The 15,682-nt window shown below is 72.9% G+C and carries 14 protein-coding genes and 1 pseudogene; 11 read left to right on the plus strand and 4 right to left on the minus strand.

The annotated features are described in order from the left end of the window. The first annotated feature begins 43 nt into the window (after positions 1–43). From QMZ92_RS00400 to QMZ92_RS00415, 4 genes are all read left to right on the plus strand, one after another. Positions 44–553 (plus strand): hypothetical protein, encoded by a 510-nt coding sequence (locus QMZ92_RS00400; protein ID WP_283295313.1) that lies wholly within the window; start codon positions 44–46, stop codon positions 551–553. A 459-nt stretch (positions 554–1,012) separates the two neighbouring features. Next, positions 1,013–2,176 (plus strand): glycosyltransferase 87 family protein, encoded by a 1,164-nt coding sequence (locus QMZ92_RS00405; protein WP_283295179.1) that lies wholly within the window; start codon positions 1,013–1,015, stop codon positions 2,174–2,176. Further along, a complete protein-coding gene (locus QMZ92_RS00410) occupies positions 2,173–2,904 on the plus strand; it encodes an FkbM family methyltransferase (RefSeq protein WP_283295180.1) in 732 nt (243 codons plus the stop codon). Before QMZ92_RS00405 ends, QMZ92_RS00410 begins: the two co-directional genes overlap by 4 nt. 30 nt (positions 2,905–2,934) lie before the next feature. Next, positions 2,935–4,095, plus strand: coding sequence for a glycosyltransferase family 4 protein (locus tag QMZ92_RS00415; protein WP_283295181.1), 1,161 nt, complete (start codon positions 2,935–2,937; stop codon positions 4,093–4,095). 79 nt (positions 4,096–4,174) lie between these two features. On the opposite strand, the gene QMZ92_RS00420 is transcribed toward QMZ92_RS00415, so the two are convergent. Together QMZ92_RS00420 and QMZ92_RS00425 are read right to left on the minus strand one after the other, a co-directional pair. After that, positions 4,175–4,843, minus strand: a complete 669-nt coding sequence (locus QMZ92_RS00420; protein ID WP_283295182.1) for a LuxR C-terminal-related transcriptional regulator — start codon at positions 4,841–4,843, stop codon at positions 4,175–4,177. Next, complete coding sequence (locus tag QMZ92_RS00425) at positions 4,831–6,108, minus strand: sensor histidine kinase (protein WP_283295183.1); 1,278 nt, start codon at positions 6,106–6,108, stop codon at positions 4,831–4,833. The genes QMZ92_RS00420 and QMZ92_RS00425 overlap by 13 nt, the downstream gene beginning before the upstream one ends. Before the next feature lie 55 nt (positions 6,109–6,163). Between QMZ92_RS00425 and QMZ92_RS00430 the strand changes: the two are divergent. The 5 genes and pseudogenes from QMZ92_RS00430 to QMZ92_RS00450 form a co-directional block, all read left to right on the plus strand. Continuing rightward, a pseudogene (locus tag QMZ92_RS00430) lies at positions 6,164–6,331 on the plus strand (transposase); the annotation flags it as partial. Positions 6,332–6,413: 82 nt separating this feature from the next. Further along, positions 6,414–7,709 carry a bifunctional 3-oxoadipate enol-lactonase/4-carboxymuconolactone decarboxylase PcaDC gene (pcaDC, locus tag QMZ92_RS00435; protein ID WP_283295184.1) on the plus strand — a complete coding sequence of 432 codons (1,296 nt, stop codon included), beginning with the start codon at positions 6,414–6,416 and terminating at the stop codon, positions 7,707–7,709. A gap of 152 nt (positions 7,710–7,861) precedes the next feature. Then, positions 7,862–8,494, plus strand: a complete 633-nt coding sequence (locus tag QMZ92_RS00440; protein WP_283295185.1) for an MBL fold metallo-hydrolase — start codon at positions 7,862–7,864, stop codon at positions 8,492–8,494. Positions 8,495–8,664: 170 nt separating this feature from the next. After that, entirely contained in the window at positions 8,665–9,444 is a 780-nt protein-coding gene (locus QMZ92_RS00445; protein ID WP_283295186.1) for an exodeoxyribonuclease III, read from the plus strand. A gap of 89 nt (positions 9,445–9,533) precedes the next feature. Next, positions 9,534–9,974 carry a DUF6278 family protein gene (locus tag QMZ92_RS00450; protein ID WP_283295187.1) on the plus strand — a complete coding sequence of 147 codons (441 nt, stop codon included), beginning with the start codon at positions 9,534–9,536 and terminating at the stop codon, positions 9,972–9,974. Positions 9,975–10,227: 253 nt separating this feature from the next. Here the strand turns inward: QMZ92_RS00450 and QMZ92_RS00455 are convergent, their stop codons facing one another. Together QMZ92_RS00455 and QMZ92_RS00460 are read right to left on the minus strand one after the other, a co-directional pair. Further along, positions 10,228–11,814 (minus strand): CocE/NonD family hydrolase, encoded by a 1,587-nt coding sequence (locus QMZ92_RS00455; protein ID WP_283295188.1) that lies wholly within the window; start codon positions 11,812–11,814, stop codon positions 10,228–10,230. Positions 11,815–11,980: 166 nt separating this feature from the next. Beyond that, on the minus strand, positions 11,981–13,201 hold the full coding sequence (locus QMZ92_RS00460) for a L,D-transpeptidase (RefSeq protein WP_502961960.1): 1,221 nt from the start codon (positions 13,199–13,201) through the stop codon (positions 11,981–11,983). Between the two features lie 204 nt (positions 13,202–13,405). Here QMZ92_RS00460 and QMZ92_RS00465 point away from each other — a divergent pair, with 204 nt between their 5' ends. Both QMZ92_RS00465 and QMZ92_RS00470 read left to right on the plus strand, forming a co-directional pair. Then, the gene (locus QMZ92_RS00465; protein ID WP_283295189.1) at positions 13,406–14,176 is read left to right on the plus strand and encodes an alpha/beta fold hydrolase; all 771 of its coding nucleotides are present in this window, start codon (positions 13,406–13,408) and stop codon (positions 14,174–14,176) included. Then, positions 14,173–15,474 carry a cytochrome P450 gene (locus QMZ92_RS00470; RefSeq protein WP_283295190.1) on the plus strand — a complete coding sequence of 434 codons (1,302 nt, stop codon included), beginning with the start codon at positions 14,173–14,175 and terminating at the stop codon, positions 15,472–15,474. The genes QMZ92_RS00465 and QMZ92_RS00470 overlap by 4 nt, the downstream gene beginning before the upstream one ends. Positions 15,475–15,682 lie beyond the last annotated feature (208 nt).

The raw sequence follows: 15,682 nt of genomic DNA on the forward strand, positions 1-15,682 counted from the left end.
GCCCGTGGACGAGAACGTGCGTCCCCCCGAGGACCGGCGGCACATGATCTGGCGCCGTGTGCTGACCGCGGTCGTCATCGTGCTGCTCATCGGCATCCCCGCCGGCTACCTGGTGATCTCCGCGGAGCAGAGCAGGGACAGCGGACGGGACAAGGAGGCCGAGTCGTCGGCGACAGGGCTGCGCCAGAACTGGCCGTCCAAGATGAAGCGCCGCGTCTTCGAGGTGCCGATCCCGGCCCGCTCCACCGAGGTCGCCTACTACGAGACCAGCAACTGGAAGTCGAGCCGGCTGTACGTCAAGTTCCGTACGACCGCCGGCGGGCTCGACGCGTTCCTCAACGACGTGGGTACCAGCCGTGCGCGGCTGAAGACCGGCGAGGTCGCCATCGGCGAGCGCGACGCGGACACCGTCGGCTGGGTCTTCCGGTCCGAGGCCGCATGGGCCGGGACCTCGCACAAGCAGCGCGATCCGCGCCCCAGCCAGGACATCGCCGTGGATCTGACCGATCCGTCCGCACCCATGGTGTTCGTGGTCTCGACCGCGACCCCCTGATCCGGAGTTATCTGTTCCGCTCACTGCTGTGGAGCGGGTGAGCGAGCGCACGCAGACGCCCCCCCGAAGCCCCGCGGCAGTGGATCGACGGTCCGGACGACGCGTCCGTTCCCCTCCTCGGACCGTCCCGCACCACGTCCTGGCGCAGGTCGTGGCGGTTGCCCGGGCAGCCTGCCGGCCGGGCAACGGCGGCCCCGGCCCGCCGCCTCCACCCGGTCGCCCCGCTGTCCGCGCCCAGCCTGCCGGGGCGCGGCGATCACCGTGAACCCTCCGGGCCCGTGTGCGGACTGCGGGGTCCCGGCCGGTGCCCCGCAGGCGAGCGGTAGGGGAAACCCGACCATCAGGTCTCGACCTGGCCGTCATGACGCAGCGGCAGGGGCCCGATGTGATGGACGGGTGCTTACCTTCCAGGCTCAACCCCTTTGGAAACACAGGCTGTTGTGGTGCGGCTGCTGGCTCGTGGCCGCCGTGTGGGCCGGCGTGTTCCCGCTCCTCGCGGCTCCCGAGCCGCACCGGGTCTGGGGGGCGATCGCGGGTGTCGGCTACCTCTGTGCCGCGTGCGCCGCGCTCTGGTCCCGTGGGCGGAGCGTTTCCGTCTGGGTCGCCGTCGGCGGCGCCGTGGTCGTACCGCTGCTGGTGCTGCTGGTGACCGGCGGGGCGCAGAGCGAGGTCGGCGTCATCGAGCGGTCCGGGGTGCTGACGTTGCATCAGGCCACCCCGTACCTGGCCGACCCCCGCACGGTGGTCGAGGTCACCCCGTACCTGCCCGGGACGGCGGTGTTCGGGCTGCCCCGGGCGGTGCTCGGCGACAGCGGCTGGCTGCCCCAACTGCTCGGCGACGCCCGGCTCTGGTGCACGGCGGCGTTCCTCGGGTGCCTGTGGGGGGCGCGCCGCGCGACAAGGCGGGCCGTCGGAGGCGGGGTGCCCCTCGGCGCGCTCGTCGCCTCGCCGGTCGTGGCGCTGCCGCTCTGCGTCAGCGGCGTGGACCTGCCGCTGACCGGGCTGCTGTGTCTGGCGCTGGCGTGTGCGGCCCGGCGGCGCCCCCTCGCCGCCGGGCTCGCGCTCGCCGCCGCCTGTTCCCTCAAATGGACGGCCTGGCCCGATGTCGCGGTCGCCGTGTCGCTCCTCGCCCACCGCGCGGGTCTGCGGGCCGCCGTACGCGCCGCCGCCGTTGCCGTGGCGGGCACCGTGGTCATCGTCCTGCCGAGCGCGCTGCTGTCGCCCGGGCCCCTGGTCCAGCAGGTGTTCGCCTTCCCCATGGGCCTCAGCGACTGGGAGACCCCGGCCGCCAGCCCGCTGCCCGGCCGGCTGCTCGCCGACCTCGGTCCGGCCGGCTGGTACGCGACGGTGGCGCTGCTGCTGGCCGGCGGGTCGGCCGTCGCGGTGTCCCTCGTCGTACGCCCGCCCCACGATCTGGTTTCGGCCGCCGACCGGCTCGCCCTCGGTCTCTGCCTGGCCTTCCTCCTGGCGCCCGCCGGTCGGTTCGGCTACCTCGCCCTGCCGGTCCTCCTCGTCATGTGGGCCCGAATGGTCCGCGGCGTCCCCCGGGCCGTGCCCGTGCGGAGCCGCCTCGTACGCACCTCCGAGGACCCCCGCCCGGTTCCGGTCGGAGGTGCCCGGTGAGCGCCCTGCGCACGCACGCGGTGGCCACCGCGCTGCGCTGGGGCGCTCACCGGTTCCCGTTCGTCGAGGACGAGGTCGCGGGCCTCCGTGACCTCGTGCGTCCGGGCGCTACATGCGTGGACATAGGAGCCGAATACGGGCTGTACACCTGGGTGCTGTCCGCGCTCGCCGGACCCACCGGCCACGTTCACAGCGTGGAGCCGCTGCCCGGCCCCAACCACTGGCTGCGCGCCGCGGCACGCCTCCTCGGCGCCCGCAACGTGACCGTGCACCGCACCGCCTTCGGCGCCCGGCCCGGGCACGGGACCCTGAGCCTGCCGATGCGGCGCGGACTGCCGGTGCACGGGCGGGCCTACCTCACCGACGGCGCCGACGGCCCCGGCCCCAACGCCGAGTTCCGCACCGCGCGCAGTGTGAACGCCCCGGTCCGCACCCTCGACCAACTCGCCCACGAGGCGGGCCCGGAGCGGCTCACCTTCGTCAAGGCCGACGTCGAGGGCGCCGAACTCGCCGTGCTCCGGGGCGGATCGGGCACCCTGCGGCGCCACCGCCCCACACTGCTCCTGGAGATCGAGCGCCGGCACCTGGAGAAGTACGGCGCCCACCCCGCCGACGTGCTGCGGCACCTGCGGGACTACGGCTACCGCGCCCACCGCCGGCTGCGCGGCCGCTGGACACCCGTGTCGCGCATCACCGACGACTGCCGCAACTACGTCTTCACCGCCTGACCACCTCCCTACGTAAGGCAGCGATCACGCATGAGCACCACCCTGATCGTCACCAACGACTTCCCGCCCCGCCAGGGCGGCATCGAGACGTTCGTCCACGCCATGGCGACCCGCGTCCCCGGCGACGACGTGGTCGTCTACACGTCGAGCGAGCCGGGCGCCGCCGCATACGACGCCACGCTGCCCTTCCCGGTGATCCGGGACCCCAGCCGCATGCTGCTGCCCACGCCCCGTGTCACCCGCCGCGCCCTCGCGACAGCCCGCAGGTACGGCTGCGACCGGGCCTGGTTCGGAGCCGCCGCGCCGCTCGCCGCCATGGCGCCGGCTCTGCGACGTGGCGGGATACGGCGCATGGTCGCCACCACGCACGGCCACGAGATCTGGTGGGCCCGCACTCCGGGCGCCCGACAGGTCATGCGGCGCATCGGTGACCACGTCGACGTCGTCACGTACCTGGGCGAGTACACCCGGCGCCGGATCGCCTCCGCGCTGGGGCCCCGCGCCGAGCTGGTGCGGCTGGCGCCGGGCGTGGACGCGGCGGCGTTCCGGCCCAAGCCCGACCAGGCCAGGCAGATCCGTGAACGGCACGGCATCGTGGGCCGAAAGGTCGTCCTGTGCGTCTCGCGGCTGGTCGCCCGCAAGGGACAGGACACACTGATCCGGGCGCTCCCGGACATCCGGCGGACCGTGCCGGACGCGGTGCTGGTGATCGTGGGCGGCGGCCCGGACGAGGCGCGGCTGCGCGCGTTCGCGAGCAAGTACGCCGACGGGCACGTGGTGTTCGCGGGCAGCCTCGCCCACGCCTCGACGGCGCCCTACTACGCGGCGGCCGACGTGTTCGCCATGCCCTGCCGGACGCGGAAGGCGGGGCTGGAGGCGGAGGGGCTGGGCATCGTGTTCCTGGAGGCGGCCGCCAGCGGCCTGCCCGTCGTCGTCGGCGACTCGGGCGGTGCACCGGACACGGTCGTCGACGGTGTGACGGGCACGGTGGTCGACGGCACGGACGTGCGGGGCGTGGCGCATGCCGTGGCGGCATTCCTGCGCGACCCGGAGCGGGCAGCGGCGATGGGCGGGGCGGGGCGCGCACGGGTGGCGGAGCAGTGGTCCTGGGACGCGTCGGCGGAACGGCTGACCCGGCTGCTCACCCCGGACGCGGACCGTCGGCCCGTCACCCCGAGGCGGGGAGGCTGACGGCACCCCGACGTACGGCGGCCGACGGTACGGGCGAGGACCGCCGGCGGCCGGCGGCTCCCCGAAGCCGCCCGCGGTGTCAGGCCGGTGGGGTCTCGCGGCGGAGGTGTGCCAGGACCGCGAGGACACGGCGGTTGCCCTCGGCCGGGTCGAGTTCCAGCTTCATGAAGATGTTGCTCGAGTGCTTCACCACCGACGCCTCCGTGATGGTCAGCCGCTGCGCGATGGCCTGGTTGTTGAGACCCTCCGCCATCAAGGCGAGCACCTCCCGCTCCCGGGGCGTGAGCCGCTGCAGCGGCTCGTCCGCCGTCCGCTGCTGGAGCAGTACCCGGACCACCTCCGGGTCGATGACGGTCTGCCCGCAGGCGACCCGGTCCAGCGCGTCGAGGAAGTCCGCGACCTCGCCGACCCGGTCCTTCAGCAGGTACCCGAGCCCTCCCTCGGCCGACGAACCGCCGCTGAAGAGCTGGGTCGCGTACGCCGTGGCGACGTACTGCGACAGCACCAGCACCGGCAGGCCCGGGTACCGGCCGCGCAGTTCCAGCGCCGCCTTCAGTCCCTCGTCGCGGAAGCCGGGCGGCATCCGGACGTCGGTGATGACCACGTCCGGCCGGTCGGCGTCCACGGCGCGCGCCAGCTCCTCGGCATCGCCGACGGCGGCGGTCACTTCGTGGCCCGTCCGGGACAGCAGCTCCACCAGACCGGCGCGCAACAGGACGGCGTCCTCGGCGAGCACTACGCGGAGCACGGCACCTCCACGCGCAGTTGTGTCGGTCCGCCGACGGGACTGGTCACGATGAGCCTGCCTTTCAGAATGGCCACGCGGTCCGCCAATCCCTGCAGACCGGCACCGGCGGCGGGATCGGCTCCGCCGTGCCCGTTGTCGGTGATGAGCAGGACCAGCTTGTCGTCCGTGAGCCCGCCGATGACGGCCACCTCGTCGGCGCCGCTGTGCTTGGATGCGTTCGTCAGCGCCTCGGTGATGGTGAAGTACGCCGTCGCCTCGACCGCCGACGGCAGTCGGTCCGGTAGATCGATGTCGACGGTCACCGGGATCGGGTTGCGCAGGGCGAGTTCGGCGACCGCCGCGGGCAGCCCGTGGTCGGTGAGGACCTGGGGGTGGATGCCGCGCACCAGGGAGCGCAGTTGGCCCAGGGCCTGGCGGGCCTCGCAGCGGGCCCGCGCGATCAGCGGGGCGGCTGCCGAGTCCTGGCCGCGCAGCTCGAGTTCGGCCAGACCCAGCGTCATGGTGAGCGCCACCAGCTGCTGTTGGGCGCCGTCGTGCAGATCGCGCTCGATACGGCGCCGCTCCGCCTCGAAGGCGTCGACCAACCGGGCCCGGGACCGGGTGAGTTCGATGACTCGGCTGCTGAGGTCCTCATCACGGGCCGACAGCAGGAACTGCGCGATCCGCACCTGCGCGCCCGCCAGCAGCCCGCCCGCGTACGCCGACACCAGCAGCCCGAACAGCCCCATGGCGCTGCCCGGCAGGGCCGCGGCCGGGTCGGAGATCGGCTGCCCGGGCACCAGCATCACCGTGTCGGGAGCGATGGCCCACACGATGACAGGCGTCGCGGCCAGGATCATCGACAGCCCCAGCAGGGCGATGAAGCCGATCCCCGTGGCCGTGAAGACGACCCCCAGGATCAGCGCGTACCCCAGTTCCCGCCAGGTCGCCCGCTCCCGCAGCCGGGTGCGCAGCCACGGCAGGGCACCGGTCCCGGGCAGGGAGCCGTGCGGGTCGAGGAGGTGGTCCGGTTCGACGAGCCGTAGCCGGCGGCGCTCCAGGGCAGCGACCGGAACGCCGAACACGGCACCGGCCATGAGGACGACGAGGCCGATGCCCACCACCGAAAGGCCCACGCCGACGAAGAGCAGGGCGGCGAAGAGCAGCAGCACCACGAAGCCCAGGACGGTGCCGCTCAGCAGGAACGCCCAGGAGCGCAGCGGCCAGGCGGACAGCGCGAAGCGCAACGGGCGCCGCCGCATGGCCTCCCAGACGGCGACGGTCATCGTGCGTGTCCCTCCGGAAGGCCGTGGCGCGGGCTGGTCCACCGGGGGAGACAACCGCGGCGAGGGTGCCGAGCACCGGCTCCAGGTCTTCACCGAGCTGATGAACCGTGGCGCCGAGGACGTCCTCGTGCCCGTCTGTGAGGGACTGAAGGGTCTGCCGGACGCGATTGGGACGGTCCGGCCTCGAACGATCGTGCAGACCTGCATTCTCCGGCAGTGCCGGGCCCGTCGTGGTGGGAGGGGCAGGAGCCCCGAGGTTGGGACCGGCCATGTGGGATCCCGTGAGAGATGAGAGGGTCTGACGGGTGAGTGAGACACCACCGAACACCCTGCAATACCGCTTCGACGGGCCAGAAGACGCACCTGTCCTGATCCTGGGCCCCTCACTGGGTACCACATGGCACATGTGGGACCGGCAGGTGCCGGAACTGTCACGGCAGTGGCGGGTACTGCGCTTCGACCTGCCCGGCCACGGCGGCGCCCCCGCCCACCCGGCCGGGTCGGTGACCGAACTCGCCGACCGCCTCGTCGCCACGCTCGACGAGCTCGGCGTCCAGCGCTTCGGCTACGCGGGCTGCTCCGTCGGCGGCGCGGTCGGCATCGACCTGGCGCTGCGGGTCCCGCACCGGGTCGCGTCGCTCGCCCTGGTCTCCTCCTCGCCGAGGTTCGGCACCGCGGACGAGTTCCGGCAGCGCGGGGTGATCGTTCGTACCAACGGTCTGGACCCGATGGCGCGCACTGCGCCCGAGCACTGGTTCACCCCGGGCTTCGCGGCCGCGCAGCCGGCGATCGTGGAGTGGGCCGTGCAGATGGTGCGCACCACCGACCCCGGCTGTTACATCGCCGCCTGCGAGGCGCTGGCGGCCTTCGACGTACGGGCCGACCTGGGCCGGGTCGGCGTGCCGACGCTGGTCCTGGTGGGCTCCGACGACCAGCTGACCGGGCCCGCCGAGGCGCGCACGCTGGTCGCAGGGATACCGGACGCACGGCTCGCCCTGGTTCCCGGCGCCTCGCACCTCGCGCCCGTGGAGCAGCCGGCGGCGGTGACCGACCTGCTGGTGCGGCACTTCTCCCTGGCCTGGCAGGACACTCTCCACGCGATCCCCGCGCCGCAGTCCGTCCCCTCCGTCGCCTCTGTCCCGTCCGTCTCCGCGCCCGTGGCCCCTGTCGCAGAGATCGCCCCGGCCGCCGAGCAGCCGCACCCCTCGGGCGCGGTGCGGCCCGACCCGTACGAGGCGGGGATGAAGGTGCGGCGCGCGGTGCTCGGCGACGCGCATGTCGACTGGGCGACTGCGTCGGCGGACGAGTTCACCGCCGACTTCCAGGAGCTGATCACGCGCTATGCGTGGGGCGAGGTATGGACCCGGGAGGGGCTGGACCGCAGGACCCGCAGCGCGGTCACCCTCACGGCCCTGGTCGCGGGCGGTCACCTGGACGAACTGGCCTTCCACACCCGGGCCGCCCTCCGCAACGGACTCACCCCCACGGAGATCCGGGAGGTCCTCATCCACGCGGGCGTCTACTGCGGCGTTCCGGCGGCGAACGCCGCCTTCCGGGTCGCCCAGTCGGTGATCCGCGAGGAGACGACCCCCCGCGACTGAGGACGCGGTGCACGCCGCGCCCTCCCCTGCCCCCGGGGCGGTCCGGGGGCGGGTGCCCCTCGTTCGGGAAGGGGCCGGGCGGGGAAAGATCTGTTCGGGGACGGGGCGCGCCGCGTCGTGCGGGGCCCGGATGCGAGAGGAAGGTCATCCCCGTGAAGCTCACCAAGAAGTCGCACGCCTGCATCCGCCTGGAGAAGGCCGGCCGGACCCTCGTCGTCGATCCCGGCGTCTTCAGCGAGGCCGACGCGGCCGCCGGGGCCGACGCGCTGCTCGTCACGCACGAGCACCCGGACCACTTCAGTGAGGAACGGCTCCGCGTCGCGCTCGACGCCGACCCCGCCGCCGAGGTGTGGACCCTCCGCAGCGTCGCCGAGCAGCTGTCGGGCGGCTTCCCCGGCCGGGTGCACACCGTCGGAGACGGCGACGCCTTCACCGCGGCCGGCTTCGACGTGCAGGTGCACGGCGAGCTGCACGCCGTGATCCACCCGGACCTGCCGAGGGTCACCAATGTCGGCTTCCTCGTGGACGGATCGGTCTTCCACCCGGGCGACGCCCTCACTGTCCCCGGCGAGCAGGTGGAGACGCTGATGCTCCCCGTGATGGCCCCGTGGAACAAGGTCGCGGAGGTCATCGAGTACGTACGCGAGGTCAAGCCGCACCGGGCGATCGACATCCACGACGCCCTGCTCACCGATCTCGCCCGCCCCCTCTACGACGCCCACATCGGGAACCTGGGCGGCGCCGAACACCGCCGGCTCGCCTCGGGGGAGTCCACCGAGCTCTGAGGGCGACCCCGTCCCCCGCCGGACGGCCGACGGGCCCCCGCCCCGCTGCCGCCGGCGTCCCCCGCCCGGCCACGGCCTACCGCGGCCGGGACCGCGGCCCGCTCCGGCCGGCCCAAGCGGGTGCTCCGGTCCGCCCGTGACTGTCCGACCCCGCGGTTACGCTTGGCGGCATGCGCATCGCCACCTTCAACGTCAATTCGATCACCGCCCGGCTCCCGCGGTTGCTCGCCTGGCTGGAGAGCAGCGGCACGGACGTGCTGTGCATCCAGGAGACCAAGTGCACCGCCGAGCAGTTCCCCGTGGACGCCCTGAAGGAGCTCGGCTACGAGTCCGCGGTCAACGCCGACGGCAGGTGGAACGGCGTGGCGGTGGTTTCCCGGGTGGGCCTGGACGACGTCGTGAAGGGTCTTCCCGGTGGCCCTGAGTACGGCGGCGTGCAGGAGCCGCGCGCGCTGAGCGCCACCTGCGGCCCGGTCCGCGTCTGGTCGGTGTACGTGCCGAACGGCCGGGAGGTCACCCATGAGCACTACGCGTACAAGCTGGCCTGGCTGGAGGCGCTGAAGGCCGCGGTCGCGGAGGACGCGGCGGGGGGCCGCCCGTTCGCGGTGCTCGGCGACTACAACATCGCGCCGACCGACGACGACGTGTGGGATCCGGCCTTCTTCGAGGGGATGACCCATGTGACCGAGCCGGAGCGCGCCGCCCTGGCCGGTCTGCGCGAGGCGGGCCTCGCCGACGTGGTGCCGCGCCCGCTGAAGTACGACCGCCCGTTCACGTACTGGGACTACCGTCAGCTGTGCTTCCCCAAGAACCGGGGGATGCGCATCGACCTGGTGTACGGCAACGAGCCGTTCGCCCAGGCCGTCAAGGACGGCTACGTCGACCGAGAGGAGCGCAAGGGCAAGGGTGCCTCGGACCATGCCCCCGTCGTGGTCGACCTCGATCTCTGACCTGATCCCCGGCCCCCGGGCCGCGCTCTCCGGCCGGTGCCCGCGCGCCCAGTGGTGCGCCCGTCCACGGGAATGCGAGGCTGATCGATATGAACATCCCTTTCTTGGACAACTGGCGCAAACGGCACGACAGCGCACGGAGCCAGCCGCTGGCGTCCACCGTCGGGGGCGATCCGGAGGGTGTGGCGGAGCTGCTGTCCGAGTGCGAGCTGCTGCGGGCGCGGGTGGGGCAGCAGGGGCTCGATCTGGATGACACCCCTGCCTCGTTGGAGGCGCTCGACCAGTTGCCCCCGCGCTGGCGGGACGACCCGGAGGAACTGCCCTGGTTGGGGAACGACGCGGGGCTGTATCTGGGCACCGTGATCGTCCGCACGGTGCGGGGTGCCGCCTGGCACGTCTGGCCGGGCGGTCACCCCGTCGTGCGGCTCGCCTCGGGGCGTGAGGTCAATGTGGTGGAGGCGGGACTCGACTGGGCGGTGAACGGCTCGCCCGAGCTGTCCCAGGTGTACGCGGAGGCTGCCGAGGCCTGACCCCGACTCCCGTCCCTTTAGATGGCTATTACCGCTTATGTCCTACTCGGTGCGTGTCGGGGCGGGAAGTGCCTTGCCGGGCTGGATAGTTTGCGCTGACCTCGACACCTCCGAGATTGGGGCAGAGCAGCGTATGGCCGTCGATCTGCTGATCGAGTTGAGTGACGTCGACAAGGACCGCGTGTGCGAGGCGCGTTCCCCGGAACCGGGCAGTAGCTCGTAGGGCCGTGCCCGGCTCGGCGTCGGCCGGAGATCACTGCTCGCGCAACGGGACCGACACGTACGAGGGGTCGGTCGCGGGCGAGGAGAAGGTCAGCTGCGCGCCGGACGGGTTGTGCTCGATGTAGAGCGGGTCGACTGTGTCGACGACCAGGGCCAGACGGTGGCCGGCCGGGACGTCGTAGGCGGTGGAGAACAGCTCCAGGTCTACGGGGAACGGCTTTCCCGGCGTCCGGTCGTGGAACGTGTACGGCGCATGGCTGACCAGCTTGCCGAGGCCGAGCGGCCCCACGTCGTAGAGGTATGCGACGAGGGTGCCGCTCTCCTTGGTGCTGGTGACCGTGGTGTGGAGCTTCGCCGTACCCCTGACCCGCTGCGGGGAACGGTGGCGCTCCGACTGCCAGACCGCGGCGAAGCGCCGGGGGAGCAGCGGGATCGAGGCGACCGGGGGCAGTTTCAGGAACTGGTCCAAGGTGCCGGAGAGCATCACGATGCCGCCGTTGGCGCCCGAGTCGATGTTCGCGCGGATCCTCTTCGTGCCGCCCAGGGTGATCTTGCGGGTGTCGGCGCCCACCGACTTCCAGTCCGGGTAGGTCTCGTAGGCCCCGCCGGAGCGCGACTTGATGCGCACGGGCGGCTCGCGGTCCACCCCGTTGTCCACGCCCTTGAGGTGGTGGTCGAGCCAGCGGCGGGTGCTGGTCCAGGTGTCGTTGGGCAGGCCGAGCAGCCCTGTCGCCTCGGCGGTCGCGTGGTCGCCGGGGCGGAACTCCAGCCGCTTGGGCACGGTCAACCGCTCGTAGAACTCGGCGTACTGGTTCGGCGGGAAGACGGTGTCGCCCCAGGCGTTGCCCAGCATGACGGCAGCGCCGTTCCGGTTGATCCGGTCGATGTAGGCGGAGGGGGAGCGCTTCTCCCCCCACGCGATCATCGCGTCCTCCTTGTCCAGGTTCGAGCCGAGGAAGTCCTTGGTGAACTGCCGGAGCTCGGGGCTGGGGCGGCCCGTGAGGTAGCCGGCGCCGATGAGCAGCCCGGTGGCCTGGAGGTGCTGGGTGCGGCCGCTGTAGATGGAGTCGTTGAGGTCGGCCCAGCCGCTGAGTGCCGCCACGGCTTTGATCCGGTCGTCGTGGGCGGCGGCGAGGAGGCTGATGCCGGCCGCGTACGACATGCCCGCCATGCCCACCCTGGACGGGTCGGCCGGGGTGTTGGCGAGCGCCCAGTCGATCACCTTGCGTGCGTCGGCGATGTCCGGCGGGCCCGCCACCTCGATGTTCCCGCCGGACTGCCAGAAGCCGCGGACGTTGTAGGTGACCACGACATAGCCGGAGCCGGCGAGCTTCGCGGCCTGCGCGAGGTACTCGGCCTGGGGTGTGGCCCAGCTGGTGGGGAGGACGACCACCGGGTACGTGCGCGAGCCGCCGGCGCCGGCCGGGGTGACGACATTGGCCTTGAGGACGGTGCCGCCGTCACCGTGGATGTCGACGAACCGCACACCCGGTGCGGCCGAGGCGTCGGCGGCCGCCGCGGGAGCGGCCGGGGCGAGCCCGAAGGCGGTCCCGGCCAGCAGCGCCGCCGAGACGGCGCCGGTCGTCGAGGTGCGCAGGGCTTTGTGGGGGTGTCCCATCGCTCACTCCTGAATCGTGCCGGCCTACTCGTGCCAGCCTGAAGTGACCCGACGGTAACCTCTCGCCCTTACCTCTGGTAACCAGCCGGTAAGTTACGCGAGCGTAACGATTGTTGGACATGACATCGACCGGCGTTCGTGGTCGGAAACGTGCGTTGACGCCTTTTCAGCGCAGGGCGCTCTTCGCCCGCCACTCCGTCCAGTCGAGATTCCACGCGCCGTAGCCGTTGTTGACCGCCACGGTGCCCTTGGCGTCGCCGCCGGTGATCTCGAACGGGTCACCGACCCGGACCTCCGCGTAGACCGAGGCGGCGTCCGCGTCGCTCATGCCCACACAGCCCGAACTCCGGTTGGCGCTCCCGAAGTGGGCGGCGTTCCAGGGGGCGGCGTGCGCGTACATCCCCGACCAGGTCAGCCGCATCGAGTAGTCGACCATCTTGTCGTAGGCGTCACCGAGGCCGACCGTCTCCGAACGCATGTTGATCGTGCCCTCCTTGGCCATCAGCACCGCCGTGCCGCGCCACGAGGCCTTCTCGCCGCCCGGTGTACCCGCGGACATGGGCACGTCCTTGACCCGGACCCCGTCCCGGTAGAGTCGCAGCCGGTGGTTGTCGAGGTCGACCTTCACCACCTGCTGACTGCCCACGGTGAAGCCGGTCCGGTAGTCGCGGACGAACCAGCCGCCGTCCGTGCCCGAGTCGACACCGTTCAGCCGGGCGTCGAGCGTCACCTTCGTCCCCGGCTTCCAGTACTCCCTGGGCCGCCAGTCCACCCGGTCCTTGCCCGACCAGTCCCGCATCCAGCCCCACGAGCCCTGGGTGTCGTCCGACGTGGTGACCTTGAGCTGCCGCTCCACGGCTGCCTTGTTCCGCACCGGGTGGTCGAAGACGATCGACAGCGGCTGGGCGATGCCCACGGTGGAGTCCCTGCCGGGTACCAGCGCCAGCTTGTTGACCTTCTCCGCGGCGGCCGTGGCGAACTCCGCCCGGGCCGTGCCGCCTTCGTCGTCCCGCGCCTCGACCGCGTACGCCGTGCCCGGTGCGGCGACCCGGGACGAGGTCCAGCTCCGCCCGTCGGCGGAGACCGTTCCGTCCAGCTTCTCGCCGCCGGAACCGATGACGGTCACCTGGTCCAGCCGCCCCGACTCCAGGGTCACCCGCACGGGTTCACCGGCCTTGGCCTGCTTGCCCCGCAGGCTCACCGTGATACTCGTCCGCGACTGACCCTTGCCGTCCGCTCCCGGGTCCTCCGGGGCGGAGCCCGAACACCCCGCCACCGCCACCGCCAGGGCCACCGCTCCGGCGGTTGCGGCGGCCCGCCGGCCCCGGCGGTGGCGTGGCCGGGCGGGCGGGGCGCTCGGGTACGTGTGGACGCGGCTGCGGCTCAACTCGGTGACCTCCGTGACGATCTTCTCCCCGGTAGAGAGCAACGAGCGGGAGCGCCGGTTGCGTACATACCGGGAATTTCCGTCCCCCCTGGGTGTGACATGTCCGACAGTGCGCCGGTTCTGCACCCTGGCGGCGCACCGCGCACCGGTACACCGTGGTCGCGTACGGCCCGCGCTCACCCGCTGCCCGCGAACGGAGAAGCCTTGACACCCTTCGTGCTCCCGCACACGCTCCTCGGCGACGGCCCGCACCGGGTCGTCGCCGTCCACGGCTGGCTCGCGGACCGCGACGCCTACGCCACCGTTCGCCCCGACCTGGACCTGGAGTCGTTCACCTACGCGTTCGTCGATCTGCGCGGCTACGGCGAGGCCATGGGCACACCGGGGGGTTACAGCACGACCGAGGGCGCCGCCGACGTCCTCGCTCTCGCCGGACGCCTCGGCTGGGACCGCTTCTCGCTCGTCGGGCACTCCATGGGCGGGGCCGTGGCGCAGCGCGCCGCCGCCCTCGCGCCGGACCGGGCACGGCGGATCGTCGGCATCTCCCCGGTCCCGGCCAACGGGCTGCCGATGCCGCCGGAGCAGTGGGGGCTCTTCGCCGACGCCGCCGAACGCCCGGAGAACCGCCGGGTCATCATCGACCTCACCACCGGCTCGGTGCGGCCCGCCGCCTGGCTGGACCGCATGGTCCGCCGATCCGTGGAGCGCAGCGACCCCAAGGCCGTCCGCGCCTGGCTGGACTCATGGGCCGTCGAGGACTTCCACACCGAGGTGGACGGTTCCGCCGTCCCCGCGCTCGCCGTCACCGGCGCCCTCGACCCGGCCGTCAACGCCCGGCTGATGCGGGACACCTGGATGCGCTCGTACCCGCAGGGCGAACTCGCCGAACTGGCCCATGCCGGGCACTACGCCATGGACGAGACGCCGCTGCAGCTGATCCGGATCGTCGAGGACTTCCTCCGGGCCGACGTATGAGCTCCGCGCCCGTCCCGGACGTCTTCGACCCGCGCCTGTACGCCTCGGGGCTGCCGCACGCGGCCTTCCGCGAGCTGCGCGACCGGCACCCCGTCTCCTGGCAGGACGAGTACGGGGTACTGGGCTGGCCCCCGGGGCCCGGCTTCTGGGCCGTCGCCCGGCACGCCGACGTCGTGCACGTCCTCAAGGAGCCGCGGACGTACTCGTCCTGGACCGGCGCCACCCAGATCCGCGACCCCGACCCGGCCGACCTGCCCTCCATCCGCCGCATGATGCTCAACCAGGACCCGTGCCCCCGGCGCACGGCAGGACCGGGGCCGGTCGCCGGAGCGGCGGGGGAGGGCCGTCCCGACCACGGGCGGCTGCGGCGGCTCGTCAGCCGGGCCTTCACCCCCGGCCGGGTCGACCGCTTCACCTCCGCCGCCCGCACCCGGGCCCGGGAACTGCTCGGCGCGGCCCGCGCGGCAGGGCCCGTCGTCGACATCGTCACCGCCGTCACCGACGACTACGCCCTCCTCAACCTCGCGGATCTGCTGGGCGTCCCGGAGGGCGACCGGGGGCTGCTGCTGACGTGGACGGAGCGTGTCATCGGCTACCAGGACCCGGACGAGCCGCCCGTGCTCGACGCGGACGGCAGACCCGTCAACCCGCGCTCGCCCGCGATGCTCCAGGAGATGTTCGACTACGCCCGCGAACTCGCGGCGTACAAGCGCCGCCACCCCGGCGACGACGTCATGACCGCGCTCGCCGCCGGCGGACTCCACGGCGGCGAGCTGGAGATGTTCTTCTTCCTCCTGACCGTCGCGGGCAACGACACCGTCCGCAGTGCCGCGCCCGGCGGGTTCCTCGCCCTCGCCGAACACCCGGACCAGCAGCGGCGCCTCCGCTCCGGCGAGGCGGCACCGGACACCGCGGTCGAGGAACTGCTGCGCTGGCACCCGCCCGTACTCTCGTTCCGCCGCACGGCGACCCACGACACGACCCTCGCCGGCCGGGACGTCCGCGCCGGCGACAAGGTCGTCGTCCTCCACGCCTCGGCCAACTACGACGACCGCGTCTTCGACGCCCCCCACCGCCTTGACCTGACCCGCACCCCCAACCCCCACGTCTCCTTCGGTGACGGCCCGCACATCTGCCTCGGCGCCCACTTCGCGCGCCTCCAGCTCCGGGTGCTGCACGAGGAGGCGAGGGCCCTGCTGCCGTTCTGCACCCCGGCCGGGGAGCCCCGGCGGCTGGTGTCCAACTTCATCAACGGGCTGAAGTCGCTGCCGCTGGCCCTGGGGGGTGCGCACGGGTGACTCGGGGCCCGGCACCTCCGCTCGCGCCGGACCGCGGCGCTCGCCGGTACCGCGCCGGGCGACGTGCGCCCCTGCGGGCAGACCCTGGCGGGCTAGTGCTGTGACCGGAAGGGTTCACCGGCTCGCGACGCCCGGCACGGCACCTCGCGGCGTTGTCGGAGTCGCCCGAGTACGCCCGGTACGAGGGCGATCCTCCGCCTTGCGATGC

Origin of the sequence: Streptomyces sp. HNM0645 (assembly GCF_030056615.1) — a bacterium.
Taxonomy (GTDB): domain Bacteria; phylum Actinomycetota; class Actinomycetes; order Streptomycetales; family Streptomycetaceae; genus Streptomyces; species Streptomyces marianii.

Excerpts from the sequence above, each read along its gene's own strand:
- QMZ92_RS00400 (WP_283295313.1), top strand. The coding sequence starts at position 44 with ATGATCTGGCGCCGTGTGCTGACCGCGGTCGTCATCGTGCTGCTCATC.
- QMZ92_RS00415 (WP_283295181.1), top strand. The coding sequence starts at position 2,935 with ATGAGCACCACCCTGATCGTCACCAACGACTTCCCGCCCCGCCAGGGC.
- QMZ92_RS00425 (WP_283295183.1), bottom strand. The coding sequence starts at position 6,108 with ATGACCGTCGCCGTCTGGGAGGCCATGCGGCGGCGCCCGTTGCGCTTC.
- QMZ92_RS00445 (WP_283295186.1), top strand. The coding sequence starts at position 8,665 with ATGCGCATCGCCACCTTCAACGTCAATTCGATCACCGCCCGGCTCCCG.
- QMZ92_RS00450 (WP_283295187.1), top strand. The coding sequence starts at position 9,534 with ATGAACATCCCTTTCTTGGACAACTGGCGCAAACGGCACGACAGCGCA.
- QMZ92_RS00455 (WP_283295188.1), bottom strand. The coding sequence starts at position 11,814 with ATGGGACACCCCCACAAAGCCCTGCGCACCTCGACGACCGGCGCCGTC.
- QMZ92_RS00470 (WP_283295190.1), top strand. The coding sequence starts at position 14,173 with ATGAGCTCCGCGCCCGTCCCGGACGTCTTCGACCCGCGCCTGTACGCC.